Origin of the sequence: Nocardia sp. NPDC057668, assembly GCF_042799795.1 — a bacterium.
Classification (GTDB): domain Bacteria; phylum Actinomycetota; class Actinomycetes; order Mycobacteriales; family Mycobacteriaceae; genus Nocardia.
The window spans coordinates 202,821-217,790 of the sequence record NZ_JBHVIC010000003.1 but is presented as its reverse complement, the minus strand read 5'-3'; the positions used below and the strand labels follow the sequence as shown (position 1 = coordinate 217,790).

Annotated in this window: 13 protein-coding genes and 5 tRNA genes; 14 read left to right on the top strand and 4 right to left on the bottom strand. The window is 66.8% G+C overall.

Going from position 1 to position 14,970, the window contains the following annotated elements; translation table 11 throughout:
- Nucleotides 1-97: 97 nt before the first annotated feature.
- The gene (locus ACFVBH_RS19595; RefSeq protein ID WP_379003133.1) at nt 98-1,297 is read left to right on the top strand and encodes a PucR family transcriptional regulator; all 1,200 of its coding nucleotides are present in this window, start codon (nt 98-100) and stop codon (nt 1,295-1,297) included.
- Between the two features lie 20 nt (nt 1,298-1,317).
- On the opposite strand, the gene ACFVBH_RS19590 is transcribed toward ACFVBH_RS19595, so the two are convergent.
- Nucleotides 1,318-2,940: an amidohydrolase gene (locus ACFVBH_RS19590; protein ID WP_379003131.1), complete on the bottom strand. Its 1,623-nt coding sequence runs from the start codon at nt 2,938-2,940 to the stop codon at nt 1,318-1,320.
- Nucleotides 2,941-3,022: 82 nt separating this feature from the next.
- A complete protein-coding gene (locus ACFVBH_RS19585) occupies nt 3,023-3,664 on the bottom strand; it encodes a hypothetical protein (RefSeq protein WP_354988428.1) in 642 nt (213 codons plus the stop codon).
- A 60-nt stretch (nt 3,665-3,724) separates the two neighbouring features.
- Here ACFVBH_RS19585 and ACFVBH_RS19580 point away from each other — a divergent pair, with 60 nt between their 5' ends.
- From ACFVBH_RS19580 to ACFVBH_RS19550, 7 genes are all read left to right on the top strand, one after another.
- Nucleotides 3,725-3,946, top strand: coding sequence for a hypothetical protein (locus ACFVBH_RS19580; protein ID WP_354988429.1), 222 nt, complete (start codon nt 3,725-3,727; stop codon nt 3,944-3,946).
- 73 nt (nt 3,947-4,019) lie between these two features.
- Nucleotides 4,020-5,501 (top strand): DUF222 domain-containing protein, encoded by a 1,482-nt coding sequence (locus tag ACFVBH_RS19575; RefSeq protein WP_379003128.1) that lies wholly within the window; start codon nt 4,020-4,022, stop codon nt 5,499-5,501.
- Nucleotides 5,502-6,240: 739 nt separating this feature from the next.
- Nucleotides 6,241-7,422, top strand: coding sequence for a lipid-transfer protein (locus ACFVBH_RS19570; RefSeq protein ID WP_379003126.1), 1,182 nt, complete (start codon nt 6,241-6,243; stop codon nt 7,420-7,422).
- A gap of 2 nt (nt 7,423-7,424) precedes the next feature.
- A complete protein-coding gene (locus ACFVBH_RS19565; RefSeq protein WP_379003124.1) occupies nt 7,425-7,883 on the top strand; it encodes a MaoC family dehydratase N-terminal domain-containing protein in 459 nt (152 codons plus the stop codon).
- Nucleotides 7,880-8,284, top strand: a complete 405-nt coding sequence (locus ACFVBH_RS19560) for a MaoC/PaaZ C-terminal domain-containing protein (RefSeq protein ID WP_379003122.1) — start codon at nt 7,880-7,882, stop codon at nt 8,282-8,284. The genes ACFVBH_RS19565 and ACFVBH_RS19560 overlap by 4 nt, the downstream gene beginning before the upstream one ends.
- Nucleotides 8,285-8,299: 15 nt before the next feature.
- Entirely contained in the window at nt 8,300-9,130 is an 831-nt protein-coding gene (locus ACFVBH_RS19555) for an SDR family oxidoreductase (RefSeq protein ID WP_354988434.1), read from the top strand.
- 138 nt (nt 9,131-9,268) lie between these two features.
- A complete protein-coding gene (locus tag ACFVBH_RS19550) occupies nt 9,269-10,420 on the top strand; it encodes a TetR/AcrR family transcriptional regulator (RefSeq protein WP_379003120.1) in 1,152 nt (383 codons plus the stop codon).
- A gap of 54 nt (nt 10,421-10,474) precedes the next feature.
- On the opposite strand, the gene ACFVBH_RS19545 is transcribed toward ACFVBH_RS19550, so the two are convergent.
- Nucleotides 10,475-11,446, bottom strand: coding sequence for a hypothetical protein (locus ACFVBH_RS19545; RefSeq protein WP_379003118.1), 972 nt, complete (start codon nt 11,444-11,446; stop codon nt 10,475-10,477).
- A 347-nt stretch (nt 11,447-11,793) separates the two neighbouring features.
- On the opposite strand from ACFVBH_RS19545, the gene ACFVBH_RS19540 reads away from it, so the two are divergent.
- From ACFVBH_RS19540 to ACFVBH_RS19515, 6 genes are all read left to right on the top strand, one after another.
- Nucleotides 11,794-11,879: transfer RNA gene (locus tag ACFVBH_RS19540), tRNA-OTHER, on the top strand.
- A gap of 23 nt (nt 11,880-11,902) precedes the next feature.
- Nucleotides 11,903-11,973 (top strand) — tRNA-Trp (locus ACFVBH_RS19535).
- Between the two features lie 21 nt (nt 11,974-11,994).
- A tRNA-Met gene (locus ACFVBH_RS19530) sits at nt 11,995-12,070 on the top strand.
- A 40-nt stretch (nt 12,071-12,110) separates the two neighbouring features.
- A tRNA-Phe gene (locus ACFVBH_RS19525) sits at nt 12,111-12,183 on the top strand.
- Between the two features lie 111 nt (nt 12,184-12,294).
- Nucleotides 12,295-12,367: transfer RNA gene (locus ACFVBH_RS19520), tRNA-Lys, on the top strand.
- 302 nt (nt 12,368-12,669) lie between these two features.
- Nucleotides 12,670-13,779, top strand: coding sequence for a metallophosphoesterase (locus ACFVBH_RS19515; RefSeq protein WP_379003116.1), 1,110 nt, complete (start codon nt 12,670-12,672; stop codon nt 13,777-13,779).
- A 27-nt stretch (nt 13,780-13,806) separates the two neighbouring features.
- Here ACFVBH_RS19515 and ACFVBH_RS19510 read toward each other — a convergent pair whose 3' ends face one another.
- A complete protein-coding gene (locus ACFVBH_RS19510; RefSeq protein ID WP_379003114.1) occupies nt 13,807-14,859 on the bottom strand; it encodes an AraC family transcriptional regulator in 1,053 nt (350 codons plus the stop codon).
- Nucleotides 14,860-14,970 lie beyond the last annotated feature (111 nt).

Genomic DNA, 14,970 nt, shown 5'->3' with positions numbered 1-14,970 from the left:
GGAATTTCGTGTCGCGCGATACGGGGCGGCGCTACAGTGTGAAACCACTAGTTCTCAGACGCTGGTGTCCAGGAACGTCGGAGCAGGAAGAGGGACCATGCCTGCGGAGACTTCGCGCCCGTTACGGGTATCGGGCCGGACCGCGGCCGAGATACTCGGGGATCCTCGAACGCTGTCGCGGCGGCTCGGCGCCGAAGGCCGCGCGCAGGCGGGCCCGCACACCCCCGAAGCGGATGCCGAGCGGGCGGAACTGTCTATCGCCGGCATCTGCGTGCGGCTCGCCCGCGGTCTGATGAACGGCGACGACACCGGCTATGATCGCGGCCGGATTGCTTCGGCCGCAGCCGGTCTCGCACGCGACGGCGTCCCCGCCGAGGTCGTGCATCGGGCCGTGCACCGCGGGATTCGGCTCTGCTCCGACGTGCTGCTGACCTACGCGGCCGCGCAAGGCGCGGACGATGCCGGCCGGATCGGTCGCAGTCTGCTGGATGTGCTGGACACCATCACGGCCATCGTGGCCGCGGCGTACATCGACGAATACCGCCACGTCATCGGCCATCACACGGCCGCGACCCGATCGCTGACCTCGGTGCTGCTGACCGCGGGAGCCGTTGCGCCCCTGGATGTCTCCGGCCTGGCGGTCGCGGAGCACTATCACGTGCTCGCACTGGCCCCGGGCAGTCACCCGGACGAGTCCCACTCCGAAACCGCCGCGACGGACAGCGCACCGCGCCGGCTCCGGGACGCGCTCGCACTGCGCTTCGGTCCGGAAGTGCTGTCCTCGTTGGGAACCGGCGGCGGGACGCTGCTCGTTCCCTGCACGCGGGTGCCCGACGATCGCCTCGACGAACTGATCGGCTACCTGGCCGCCGCCGCGCGGATACCGATCCACGCGACCACGGTCCCCAGCGCCGCGCCGGATGTGCCCGCCGCCGCCCGGCACGCCCATCAGCTCTTGCAGCTGGTGCAGCGCCTGCGCTACCGGGCCGGTCTCTACCGATTCCCCGACATCGCCCTGGAGTTCCAGCTGACCCGCCCCGGACCGGCCCTGGATCACCTGGGCCGCCTGCTCGACCCCCTGGACTCCCAGCCCGAACTGCTGGAAACACTGCGCCTGCACATCGACACCGACGGCAATCGAAAACGGATGGCCCGCACGCTGAACGTCCACGTCAACACCGTCGACTACCGCCTCAAACGCGTCGGCGCGCTGACCGGGTTCGATCCCGTCGCCCCCATCGGGCTCAGCTATCTGCGAGCCGGGCTGGTGGCGCGGAGCTTCTGCCGGCGGCCGTAGGCGTGCCTCGCGCGGGGCGATCAGCGCCGGTAGGTCGGCTGCCCGGCGAGATAGGTGGCGTGGACATCGATGCCGGGCAGGTCCAGCGGGTCGACGTGGCGGGGATCGCGATCGAGGATCACCAGGTCCGCGTACTTCCCGGGGGTCAGGGAGCCGGTGATGTCGTCCGCGAACAACTGCCAGGCAGCGTCGATCGTCTGGGCTCGGATGGCCTGCTCGACGGTGATGCGTTCCTCCGGCGCCAGCACGCGGCCCGTACGGGAGGTGCGGGTGACGGCTGCGGACATGTTGCGCAGCGGCTCTTCCCGGGTCACGGGGCTGTCGTTGTGGAAGGAAACGCGCATCCCGGCGTCGAGGGCGGATTTGGTGCGAACCCAGTGACCGCCCTTGTCCGCGCCGAACAGGTCGTCCGCGAGCACGTCGCCCCAGTAGTAGAGGTGATCGACGAACAGGCTGCAGGTGACACCCATGCGCGCGGCCCGCTGGAACTGGGCCGCGGTCATCGCGCCGCAGTGTTCGAGGCGCAGGCGGTGATCGGGGCGCGGATGCGCGCGCAGGGCCCGCTCGTAGGCGTCGAGAATCTTGTCGACGCCGTTGTCGCCGTGGACATGACAGGCGATCTGCCAGCCCCTCGGGTAGTAGGCGCCGACGATCTCGGCGAGCTGGGCTTCGGTGTAGTTCGCGTGCCCGCGATGATCGTGCCCGAGGCCGAGCGCCGCGGTGGCCGGGGTGTTCAGATACGGGAACGAGGTGTCGATGTTGCCGACCCAGGGCGATCCGTCGACCCAGATCTTGATGCCGATCTGCTGGAAGAGGTCGTCCCCGTTCGCCAGCGGATAGTCGGTTGTCAAAGCGGGCGTTGATGTTTCGTACACCCGCATGCGGACCCTGGCCAGGTTCTGCTCGTACAGCGCCGCCACCAGCGGGCGCATCGCGGGGGAGAACGCCATGTCGCTGCACATGGTCACGCCCTGTGCGGCCAGCGCCGCATGCTGCTTCGCGAGCGCTTCGGGACCCCGCAGCGCCGCGAACAGGATCGGCGCGACGACCGCCTCCACGCCGGGAGCCTCGTACACGGTGCCGGTGAGGTGACCGTCGGTGTCACGCTCGAAACTGCCGCCGATCGGATCGGGGGTGGCGTCGGTGAGCCCGGCGTTGCGCAACGCCGCCGTATTGGCCCAGGCCTGGTGCCCGGAGTTCTGCCAGATGATGATCGGCCGGTCGGGACCGATCCGGTCCAGCCACTCGAGGGTCGGCGTCGGGTAGCCGGTCTGCAACAGCACGTCCAGGCCGTAGAACACCAGCGGCTCGCCCGCCGGCGCGACGTCGAGCGCGCGCTTGATCGCCCGGTCCACGTCGGCGGCGGTGGGACAGGTGGTGACCGGCCGGATGTCGACCACGCAGTCGAGATACAGCGTCTGGTCCTGCGTCGGATGCGTATGCGCCTCAACGAAACCCGGCATGAGGCAGCGCCCGGCGAGATCGATCATCTCGGTGTCGGGTCCCCGGTGCCCGAGCACCTCGTCCGACCCGACGGCGATGATCCGGCCATCCGAGACCGCCAGATGGGAGGGCTCGGCGGGCCCGCCGTCGTCGGCCGTGATGATCGACCCACCGCTGAAGATCAGATCGGCGCTGCGCATCGCGTTCCCTTCGTCGATCGGGGTCCCCGGCACGAGCGTAGGCCCGAAACGATCACGGTCCCGTCAGGTCGGCGCGTGTCCGCTAGGTCTTGATGGCGATCTCGCCGCCGAGGGCGTAGCCGCCCGACAGTTCGAGGCCGTCGCCGCTCCAGAAGCGGCCCGGGTCATACCAATTGGATTTGCGGTTCGTGGGGAGCAGGCCCATCTCCTGGTAGGTGACCGCGACCACCTCGGCGCAATAGGCGCTTTCGAGCTCGCGGGTGGTGGCCCGGTCGGACTTGCGCCAGGGCAGGCGCGCGCCGCGGCCGCGGAACCAGCGGCCCGCCAGGGCGGCCGTGGACGGGAAGGGGGTGCCGTCCAGGCGCGCGATGGTGCGCAGCAGTTTGGCTTCCATCTCCGGGGTGACCGGGTGGTCGAGCTGGCGGAACCAGGCGCGCTGTTCGTAGCGTTCGGCCCACACCATGACGGCGTCCCGCAGATTGTGCAGCTGAACGCCGCGATGGGTGTTGCCGGACCACATGTCCGGCAGTGAGCGCCCGAGTTCCGCGTGCCAGATCAGGGCGGGCAGGTCGTCGATCACCACGGACATGCCGACATGGTTGACGGGGCTGTTGGTGGTCATGCGAATCGCCCGGTCGGCGGCCGAATGCCCGCGAAAGAGCCAGATGTCGCCGGTTCTGGTGAGCTCTAGTGCTCGGTCCAGGCTGATGCCCTGATCGCTCATGCCCGTAGCCTATGCGGTATGAGGTGGTGGAAGGCAGTGGGATTGGCAGGCGCGGCCGGTGTGGTCGCCACCGGTGTGGTCGTTGTGCGCGCCGAACGGCGACGCCGCGCCTATACGCCGGATCAGGTTCGTGACCAGTTGCACGCGCGCTTCGCGGAGGCGGCGGTGGCCGAGGCTGCGATCGAAAGCGATTTGCCCGCAACGGAACCCGAGGGCGGCTGGCGGGAGCGGGTGCGCGCGGTGTTTCGGCGGGGTCGATTCCGGCGGGGTTCTGAACTGTAGTTGGGTCTGAATATTGTTGTATCACAATTGAATTGGGCTATATCTGTTTGCTATTGAGGAGTAGAATGGGGGTATGAATTCGGGAGGGGAAACCACGATCGCGCAGAGTGTCACCGCACACGCTGCCATTGTGGAGAACCTGCTCGAATCTCCTCTGTTCTCGTTGCCCGATGCCGAGTTCATCGAGAAGATGCAGGAACTCGAGACCAGTTTCCGCATGCTCGAAGCGGTTAAGCAACGCTTCGTCCTCGAATGCGGTGTGCGGGGGTTGAACACGCAGGCCGGAGTGAAGAGTCTGATCGTGTTCCTGCAACAGACCTTGCGGCTGTCCCATTTCGATGCCGCGGCTCGAGTGCGCAACGCCGACCGGCTGTCGACCGTGTCCGAAGGGTCGTTCCAGCGGCCACCGGTATTCCCCCACATCGCCGCCGCCCAGCGCGCGGGAGAGATCTCCGCCGAGCACGTGCAAGCGATCGTGAAGGTCCTGGACCGGATTCCCGAACGCGCGAGCGCGGAAGTCAAAGACTTCACCGAACAATCTTTGACCGACTACGCCCGCATCGGTGACCCCAAGGGTGTGACGACCCTCGGGGTCCGGGCCCTGGCCCATATCGACCCGGATGGGTCGTTGATCGCTGATCGGGATCGGCAACGGATGCGCGGGATCTGCATCGGCCGTCAACGCGCGGATGGGATGTTCCCGATCTCGGGGTTGCTCACTCCGGAGTTGGGTGCGGTGTTCCTGCCGATGTTCGCCAAATTCGCGCGACCCGGCATGTGCAACCCTGATGATCCCGAAAGCCCGCACACCACTGCGCAACTCGGGATCGATACCGAAATCGACGCCGACGACAGCGAGGCCGATGCTGCGACCGTCGCCGCGCGGAACGTGTTGCGGGCTGCTGCCAAGCGTGATCACCGCAGCGAAGCCCAGCGCAATCACGATGCGTTGCTGCGGTTCCTGCAGCCGGACATGGGACCCACCAAGCTCGGGTATCACCGGGGGCTGCCGGTCTCGACCGTGGTGACCATGCGGTTGACCGATCTCGAGCAGCGGACCGGGCTCGCTACCACGAATACCGGTGGCACGCTCTCGATCACCGAAGCGATCACGTTGGCCGCGCGGTCCACCCCGTACCTGGTGATCGTGGATGCCAACGGACGCCCCCTGCACCTCTCCCGTGGTCAACGCCTCGCCTCGGTAGAACAGCGCCTGGCACTCACCGCGGTCGAGCGCGGGTGCACCCGCCCCGGATGCGACGCCCCAGCCACCCGCTCGGCGGTCCACCACATCACAGAGTGGGCTGATGGCGGCGAAACGGACATCGAGAACCTGACATTCGCGTGCGATGCCTGCCACGCCCAGGTCAATTCTGGTCCGAACGGCTGGAAAACGATCGTCATGCCGGAAGAGTCGGAGCATCCGGGCAAGACCGGGTGGATTCCGCCACCGCATATCGACCCCGCTCGCAGACCGCGCGTGAACTTCCGTCATCACCCGCAAGTGCGCGGCCCCTCGGGGATCCCGGGTATCCCGGCGCGGCGACTCTGCTAGAGCACTGCCTCCAGCCGGAGCAAAAGCCCACAACGCAAGAGCGGCGTTGGTGTTCATTCCAGTGGCCGACGTAGCCGAGACCCGCACGCACCCTTCATCTTCCGGCGGGGTTCGGGAGAACAAGCAAGAACAACGCGGCAGTGCTGGTTACCTCGCCTGCCGTACCCGACTTCGGCTCCCCAGCTGGGAGCCTGTTCGCCCTTCCAGCCTGGCTGGATGGCCGTGGGAACCTTCTCGAGACCTACAGACAAAGATCCGTCATCGTTGAATGCTGGTACTGCTTCAGAGGGTGATTGTGGTGAGCGGTAGTCGATTCGAGGGTTGCTCGTACCCCCGCTGGTGGTGGATCCCTCTTATCGGCCCGGTAGGGCTGGTACCGCCGTCGAGGCTCCGAACCGGTCCCCGCTGGTATTCCGTTATCCAGGCTGCTTTGCCTCGGGAGGGCCGGAACCGTAGCCCGACCTCCCCTCTGTACTCCGCTGGTTCTCGTTATCTAGTCGTTCGTCAACCCAACCAGTTCTCAACGCTGCGATCCCTCAGGTACTGGCCGCGCATCCGCAAAGTCGCTACCCCCGTCGGCTGTCTCCAGCACCACGACCCCACGCTGCCACGATCGACGCCCATCTGTTGATCAAGTAAACACCAATAAGCCATAGCCTCCGTTCGAGGAACCCTTGGCTCCTACGGCCACATGCCGTAACGTCCGCTAAGTGAACCATGAACAGTTACAGAGCCAGCCATGACCACTGTCATCGTCGCCGGTGTCGGAATGATCCCGTTCACCACACCGCGCCAAAGCCAGACCTACGACCTCATGGCCGAGCAAGCGATCAGATCCGCGCTGACGGATGCCGGGATCGACTACAACGCCGTGCAGCAGGCATACGCGGGATACGTGTACGGCGATTCCACCGCGGGCCAGGCGGCCCTGTACCGCGTAGGGACCACCGGTATCCCGGTGATGAACGTCAACAACAATTGCTCGACAGGCTCGTCGGCCCTGTTCCTTGCGCGCCAGGCCATCGAGCATGGAGTGGCCGACGTGGTGCTCGCGGTCGGGTTCGAGCAGATGCAGCGCGGTGCGCTGGCGATGGGCTATACCGATCGGCCGACGCCGTTCGACAGCTTCAACACGGTGGTCGAGGGCATTCAGGGCAATAGCGATGCACCCTTCGCCGCACAGTATTTCGGCGGTGCGGGCCGAGAGTACTGCGAAAAGTACGGGATGGATTCGAAGGTCTTCGCGCAGATCGCGGTGAAAGCGCGCAAGCACGCGGCGAATAATCCGTACGCGGTGTTTCGCGATCGGGTCACTGTCGAGGAGGTGCTCGCCTCGCCGCCGATCTACGGTCCGCTCACTCGGTTGCAGTGCTGTCCGCCGACCTGCGGTGCGGCGGCCGCGGTGCTGGTGAGTGCCGACTACGCGCGCAGGCATGGACTGCGGTCCGATGTGGCGATCAAGGCTCAGGCCATGACCACCGACGGTGCGGGCACTTTCACCGGCAATTCGATGATGACGATTGTCGGCTCGGATATGAGTCGTGCTGCCGCACAACAGGTGTACGAACAGGCAGGCGTGGATCCCCGCGATATCCGGGTGGTCGAATTGCACGACTGCTTCACCACGAATGAACTGCTCACCTACGAGGCGCTCGGCCTCACGCCCGAGGGTACGGCGGAGAAGTTCATCGCCGATGGCGATAACACCTACGGCGGTCGCGTGGTGACCAATCCGTCGGGTGGTCTGCTGTCCAAGGGGCATCCGCTCGGCGCGACCGGACTGGCGCAGTGCGCTGAACTCGTCTGGCAGTTGCGCGGGCAGGCGGAGGCTCGTCAGGTCGAGGACGTGCGCCTGGCTCTGCAGCACAATATCGGCCTCGGTGGGGCGGCCGTGGTCACGCTGTACGAGAAGGTTGGCTGAGCATGGCTGTCGACCCGGCCATCATCGGCACCGCACTGCCCCCGACCGAACTCACCGTGGATGCCGGCCGGCTTCGCTTCTTCGCCAAGGCGATCGGCGAGATCAATCCGGTCTTCACCGATGCCGCCGTCGCGGCTGCGGCCGGGCACGCTACCCTCCCGGTGCCTCCGACCTTCCTGTTCGCCATCGAACTCGAACAGTCCGACCCGTTCGCGTGGCTGGCCGAGATCGGAGTCGACCTGCGCCGCGTGCTGCACGGTGAACAGCGCTTCACCTACCACTCGCTCGCTCACGCGGGTGATGTGCTCACGGTGCGGCCCACCATCGGTGATGTCTACACCAAGAAGAACGGCGCGCTCGAGTTCATCGTCAAACAGGCGGCTGTCACGCGGGCGGATGGTGCCGCGGTCGCCGATCTGACTTCGGTTCTCGTCGTGCAGAATCCGGAGGTGCGGCCGTGATCGCACCGCTCGAAGTCGGCCACACGCTGCCGCCGATCGAGATCGATCCGATCTCGCGCGCCACGCTGGCCCTGTTCGCGGGCGCTTCCGGCGATCATAATCAGATTCACATCGATCTCGATGTGGCCGAGTCCGCGGGGCTGGACGATGTCTTCGCCCACGGCATGCTGTCCATGGCGTACCTGGGCAGGCTGCTGACGAATTGGGTTGCCCCCGAAGCGATCCGCTCGTACGCCGTGCGATTCGCCGCCAAGACACCCGTTCTCGCCCGGCCCACCGCGACCGGCACGGTCACCGCGGTGGAGATCGTCGATGGGACGACGCTCGCCACTCTCGAACTCGCCGTCACACTCGCCGACGGCACTCTCACCCTCACCGGCACCGCGCTCGTCGCGGTCTGAAAGGACCTGCAGCTCATGGGAAAACTGGACGGCAAGATCGCCATCGTCTCCGGCTCCGGTCGCGGGATCGGGCGTGAGATCGCGCTCAAACTCGCCTCGGACGGCGCGGCGGTCGTGGTCAACGATCTCGATGCCGAGCCCGCCAAGGACACCGTCGCAGCCATCGAATCCGCGGGCGGCCGGGCGGTGGCCTGTGTCGGGAGCGTGACCGATGCCGACTTCGGCGAACGTTTCGTGCAGACCGCCGTCGACAGCTTCGGCGGGCTCGACATCATCGTCAACAATGCCGGCTACACCTGGGATTCGGTCATCCAGAAGATGACCGACGAGCAGTGGGATGCCATTCTCGACGTACACCTCAAGGCGCCGTTCCGGATTCTGCGCGCGGCACAGCCGGTCATCTCCGGATTGGTGAAGCAGGCGCGGGCGGCGGGGGAGCCGGTGCACGCGCGCAAGGTCGTGAACATCTCCTCGGTCGCGGGCCTGGGCGGCAATGCGGGACAGGCGAATTACGCGGCTGCCAAGGCCGGTGTCACCGGGCTCACCAAGACTCTGGCCAAAGAATGGGGCCGGTACAACGTCACCGTCAACACGGTCGCCTTCGGCCTGATCAAGACGCGCCTCACCGAGGCGTCGGCCGATTCGGGCGGCACGATCGATGTCGCCGGCAATCAGATCAGGGTGGGCGTGAACGCCGAGTTGCTGTCCACGATGGAGAAGGGCATTCCGCTGGGTCGCGCGGGAACTCCCGCCGAGGCGGCCGGGTCGGTCTATCTGTTCTGCATTCCGGAGTCGGATTACATCAGTGCTCAGACCGTGGTGTGCGGGGGCGGTTTCAACATCTGACGGGGGTCGCGATCGCCGCTCGGAGTGCGCTGAGCCCGGCGGCCGCGATGCTGACCCGGGCGCGGCGATATCCTCGAGTGCGCGATCATTCGCCGAGGGCGAACCGATCTACCGAGAGTTCGAGGAGAGGTGCTGATCGTGACCCGTCCGGTGCGTGGGACGCGCCCGGCCAACCGCCGGGAACTCGTGCTGGCCGCCGCCGCGGAGCTCTTCTACCGGCGCGGGTACTCCCGGGTGTCGATGAAGGATATCGCCGAGGCGGTCGCCGTCAGCCCCGCCGCGCTGTACCGGCATTTCCGCAACAAGAACGAATTGCTGGAAGCCGTTGTGACCGAAGGGCTCACGGCCGTGCAGCGGGTACTCGGCGATGCGCGGGGCAGTGCACTCTCGGACTCGGCGGCGCTGCTGGCCGAGGTCATGATCGAGCGGCGCGCGATCGGGGTGCTCTGGCATCGCGAGGCCCGGCATCTGACCGGGGAAGCCCGGCAGGAGATTCGCGGCACGCTGCGCGATATCGGGCGGGATCTGGCCGAGATCGTGCGGCGCGATCGCCCCGAAGTCGATGCGGCACAGGCTGATTTCCTCGCGTGGGCCGTGCTCGGCGTCGCGACCAGCGTCTCGTTCCACGCGGTCGAGGTGGATCCGGAACTGCTCGCGAGCCTGCTACGGGATACCGCGGCGACCGCGATTCCCGCGTTCGACACGCGGGTCCCGGCGCTGCCGGCGTCGTCCTGGTCACCGTCGCGACGCGCGGAGATTCTGGCCGCGGCCACCGAACTCTTTGCCGCGCGCGGCTTCTCGGACGTGGGTCTCGATGATATCGGCGCCCTGATCGGCATTGCCGGCGCCAGCCTCTACAACCATTTCGACAGCAAGGCCGAGATTCTGTCCGCTGCCATCGTGCGCGGCGGCGATCTGCTGCGCGCCGACATGGAACGCGAACTCGGCCGCGCCCACGGCCCCGGCGATGCGCTGGGCCGCCTGATCGCGAGCTACCGCGAGTTCGCGTTCGAGAATGCGTCCCTGGTCCGCCTCCTCAACTCCGAGGTGGACCAGCTCCCCGACGAGGAACGCCACCGCGCGCGCGTCGCCCAACACGATTACATAGCGACCTGGATGCGGATCCTGCGCCAGACCGGCACGGAGTCCGATGACGCCCGCGCTCGGGTCCGGGTGCAGGCGGCGCTGAACACGATCAACGACCTGGCCACGACTCCGTCGGTACGGCAGTGGGTGTCGGCTGCACCGGCGGTCGAGTTGGTGTGCCACGCACTGGTTTTCGCGGGGTGAGTGTTGCTTGTTCGAAACGGCTTGCTGACCTCGGTTGGGTCAGCTCCGCGGTGGTCAGGCGGGGTCGAAGCCGGAGCCGGGCATCGTGTCTCGGGGGCGGTCTCGTGGGGCGAGGGCGCGCAACGTGGTGAGGTCGTTGTGGAGATGCTCGACGAGCTCTCGAATCGCTAGGGTCAGGCCGGCTGTTTGATCGCTGAGGTGCCTCAACTGGCCGGTCGCGAGTTCGTTCGCGGCGGCCGAGGCCATCAGGTCGGCCAGCTCGTCGTCCATGTCCAAGGCTTGGCGTGCCAGTGCGGCGTTGTGTAGTTCGGTGTCGAGCTGCTTGATGTGCGAGGCGAAGTCGATCAGGGCGGCGACTCGCTTCCGCAGTGTCTTCCAGACGACGTCGAGTTGTTGCCGGGCGATGTTCTGGGCTGACTTCGCCAATTCGGCGGTGGGGGTCGAGCCGGTCGGCGCGACGTCTACGCGCTGGAGCATCACCTCGTATCGCGCGGCGTTCGTCGCGATCTGCCGGACTTCCTCGTTCACGTCGAACTGCGCCCGGTGGGGTTCGAGATAGGGGCTGGTCCAGGCGTCACTGCCGGTGATGAGCTCCGCGAGATACGACGCGACGGCGATCAGATCGGCGGCGTTCCTGGGTGACCTCTGGTGCTTCAGCAGCGTGATCGCCCGATCCTTGTCGGATATCGGAATGCTCCGTGTCGCTTCCTCCACGAGCAGCGCTTCGCTCTTACTCAGCACCAGCGAGCGAGGGAATCGAAGCGAGATCTGCCGACTGATCTCGGATGTTCCGCACACCGCAGGTAGGAGAAGTAGCAGCGGGATATCGCCGAGCTGTGACACCAGAACCGCCCATCCTGCCAGGGCGGTAAAGACGGCGAGCGTGATCGGCCATCGAAAGCGGTTCGGAAAGGGCTGTTTTCGAGCGGAGATCGCGGCCTTTCGCTTCAGGTGCGCTTCCCGCAACTGCCCGTTCAGCTGCCGAAGTCGGCCGGGATCGGTGTTGTCCAGGCGCGCCGTCCACACCCGCCCGTTCAGCTGGGCGATCTCGGAGTCCAGTTGTTCGAGCTCGTGGTCGGTCGGTCGACGCGGCTCCTCGTATCCGGCGTCGGCTCGCCGCCGCAACTTGGCTTGCAGATCACCGGGCAACGATTTCAGATCGAGGAACACGAACCTGCCACCGTCGATGTAGGACCGGAACACACTCGGCACGAATACTCCCCCCTCGAAGACAGCTCTACCGACCATAGTCGGCCGAGCCGCCTCGCGAATGGCGTCGAGGTGGTGAAGGGTGCGCGAGCGTAATTCGGTTGCGGGTGGGGGAGGGGCCTGCGAATCTTGTTCTACCGCAAACTCGACGAGGTGGCGGGAAAGGAAAGTTCCGGCCTGTGGAGGTCAGCCGGTCTTGAAAACCGGAGGCGGGCAGCGTGTCCCGGGGGTTCGACTCCTCAACTTTCCGCGGTATTCCTTCGGGAAATGCGAATGGGTGTAGCTCAGTGGCAGAGCGGCGGTTTCCAAAGCCGTTAACAGGGGTTCGATTCCTCTCACCTGTGCGGTGCGCGAAGGCGCGCTATGGCGGTGTGGCGCAGTATGGTTCAGCGCAACGGGCTCATAACCCGTAGGTCGCCGGTTCGAATCCGGCCACCGCTTCGACTGACGAAGTCGGCCCATTCTCGGGATGGGTGGATAACGGTCCGTAGCTCAGTTGGCAGAGCGCTTGGTTGAAGCCCAGGAGGTCGCAGGTTCGAATCCTGCCGGGCCGGCAAGCGGCAGCACGCAATTCGGCTGCCGTCGATCGGATGCGGATAGGTACGGCCGGATTTCCCGCTCCGGGAGCGGGAAGCCGCGGGTTCGGATCTCGCCATCCGGACGATGCCCCTATAGCTCAGTTGGCAGAGCAGCCGCCTTTTAAGCGGCGGGTCCCAGGTTCGAGCCCTGGTGGGGGTACCCAAGAAAAGGCCTGAGACCATTCGCTGGCGGAAAGCCAGGGCTCATGCGAATCGCTGTTCTTCCTCGGGGCAGTTGCCCTGGCGGGGTGCCAGTGGCGACGGGAACCGGGGCGGGCGTCCCGGCGGGTGCCGGTTGAAACGGCAACGCTTCAGCGGGGGATCCGGATCTGTTCATTCGCGGATCACGCGGGAGTCATCTCGGTACTATGAGCTCGCTTTCGGCACTGGACGCGCGACCAGTCTGATTGTCGAACCTGTTTCACCAGCACCGAACTCCAACTTCGCAAGGGTCTGCCTGATATGCAGCAAGCACGTAACGTCACCGCCCACGGTCCGAACATGGGGCGCCGCGAACTGCTGGCCGGGGCGGCCGGGGTCGCCGGTGTGGTGGCGGGGGCATCACTCCTGGGGTTGACTCCCGCGCAGGCGGTGCCGGTGGGAGACGGTGTCGTCAAATTCCCGCTGCCGGGGCCGGGGAGCGCCCGGATCCTGGTCACCGGGGACGCGGGCACCGGGTCCTCCACCCAGCTGGCGGTTGCCAACGCGGCCCGCGAATTCCATGCGCGCGAACCGTTTTCGATGGCCGTGGGGCTCGGGGACAACATCTACGACAGCGGGCCCAGCGACGAGCAGGATCCCCAGTTCGCGGCGAAGTTCGAAAACCCCAACGCGGGACTGGATTTCCCGTGGGCCATGGTGCTGGGCAACCACGACACCAGCTCGGTGTTTCCCGGTGACGGGAGTTGGCTGGCGCGCGGCAACTTCGAGGTCGCCTACCACGCGTCCTCGCCGCGCTGGTGGATGCCCAGCCGGTACTACTCGCTGCGCATCGATCCCGCCGTCGAGTTCTTCGTCCTGGACCTGACCCCGCTCGCGGCGATCATCCCGCCGGTGCTGGATCCGCAGTTCAGCGTCGACGGGCCGTATATGAACGCGCAGCGTGCGTGGCTCGACGGGGCGCTGGCCGCGTCGAGCGCCAAGTGGAAGATCGTCTGCACCCACCACCCCTATCTGAGCAACGGCGGGCACGGCAACGCGGGCAGCTACGACGGCCTGCCCGCACCCTTCAGCGGAGTCGCGGTCAAGGCGTTCTTCGAGCAGCACGTACTGGGCAGGGTCAATTTCATCCTCTCCGGCCACGATCACTCGCTTCAGGTGCTCGAGCCGACCACGGCCACCAAAGGCACCCGGCAGATCGTCTCGGGCGCGGCCGCGAAGACCTCGGGCTCGGGCGGTAGCGGCAGCAGCGGCAGTGGCGGTCGCAACCGCACCAAGGCGCTGTACGAGAGCCAGGACAAACTCGGATTCATGGTGCTGGACCTCACCCCGAGCGCGGCGAATCTCCGTGTGGTGACGGTGGATCCGGCTACCGGTCGCGGCACGCAGGTGTTCGATCAGCAGCTCGGCTGAGCACCTGCGAAAGGTGTCGCCGAGCGCTCAGCGGATCGCGGCCGGGTCGGGCGGTGTCATATCACCCCGCCGTTGCGCATGCCGCCAGCGCAGCGGCGTGGATCCGGTCCAGCGTTGGAACGCCCGGGTGAAGCTCGCGGCTTCGGAGTACCCGAGGCGGTCCGCGATCGCGGCGGTGGGCAGATCGGTGCCGGAGAGCAGCTCGCGGGCCAGGGCGCTGCGGCCCTCGTCGAGCAGTGTGCGGTAGGACTGTCCTTCCGCTGCCAGCTGCCGGCGGAGCGTGCGGGTCGAAAGGTGCAGGGCGGTAGCCGTTTCGGTCTCGCTCAGGGCTCCGCGCCGGCCGGCGAACAAGACCTCGCGGACCTGTCCCGCCAGGCTCGTGCGGGCGCGGCGCCGGCTCAGCAGGTCGCTGCACTGATCGGTGGTCAGGGCGGCGGTGTACGGGTCGGCCTGCGGGAGGGGCGCGTCGACCGTCGCGGCGTCGAATACGGCCGCGTAGTCCTGCTGTCCGTAATTCGGTGTGAGGGACAGAGTTTCAGCTATTCGGCGGGCTGTCGGCGGCCGGGGGTAGGGCAGCCGAACGGCCCGCATCTCGGCCTCGGGGCCGGTGATATCCCGATGCAGGGTGGCGATGATGCCGATGTCGCGTTCGGCGACGAACCGGGCCACCCGCGGATCGCCGACCTCCGGGGTGATCACCAGTGCCAGGTCGCGCCCGGATTCGGTGGTGGTGATACGGCAGAACGAATAGGACAGGTCGAGAAAGCGCAGCCCGACGTCGATGGCGTCGCGCAGTGATCGGCTGGAGATGAGCGCGTAGCCCCAGATGCCATGGGCGGTGGCGTGATACCGCAGCCCGGCGGCGAAGCCCAGGCCCGGTGTGTCCGGCAGGGCGTCGAGCAGATTGGTGATGATGGCGATCTCTTGCGCGCCGGTGATGAGCGCGCCTGGGCGGCGCAGGTGGTCGGCGCTCAGGCCGCTGTGCCGCAGGCAGTCCGATTCGGTGAGGCCGTGTTCGGCGGCGAGGCGGGTGATCAGCAGGGCGCTGGTGGGTGCGCGCAACGCGGTCAGGACGCTCACGCGCGCCTCGATACGGGAGTGCGCATTGGCCGAATATATCAAAAAAGCGGCCCGGTCGGGCCTGTCAATCCGTTGACCGGCGGCTTTAGCCTTCGAAGGGAAGGCTGTGAT

Bases quoted from the DNA above. Each gene is read 5' to 3' on its own strand.
- ACFVBH_RS19565 (WP_379003124.1), top strand. From the start codon at position 7,425: ATGGCTGTCGACCCGGCCATCATCGGCACCGCACTGCCCCCGACCGAA.
- ACFVBH_RS19570 (WP_379003126.1), top strand. From the start codon at position 6,241: ATGACCACTGTCATCGTCGCCGGTGTCGGAATGATCCCGTTCACCACA.
- ACFVBH_RS19590 (WP_379003131.1), bottom strand. From the start codon at position 2,940: ATGCGCAGCGCCGATCTGATCTTCAGCGGTGGGTCGATCATCACGGCC.
- ACFVBH_RS19575 (WP_379003128.1), top strand. From the start codon at position 4,020: ATGAATTCGGGAGGGGAAACCACGATCGCGCAGAGTGTCACCGCACAC.
- ACFVBH_RS19595 (WP_379003133.1), top strand. From the start codon at position 98: ATGCCTGCGGAGACTTCGCGCCCGTTACGGGTATCGGGCCGGACCGCG.
- ACFVBH_RS19515 (WP_379003116.1), top strand. From the start codon at position 12,670: ATGCAGCAAGCACGTAACGTCACCGCCCACGGTCCGAACATGGGGCGC.
- ACFVBH_RS19555 (WP_354988434.1), top strand. From the start codon at position 8,300: ATGGGAAAACTGGACGGCAAGATCGCCATCGTCTCCGGCTCCGGTCGC.
- ACFVBH_RS19585 (WP_354988428.1), bottom strand. From the start codon at position 3,664: ATGAGCGATCAGGGCATCAGCCTGGACCGAGCACTAGAGCTCACCAGA.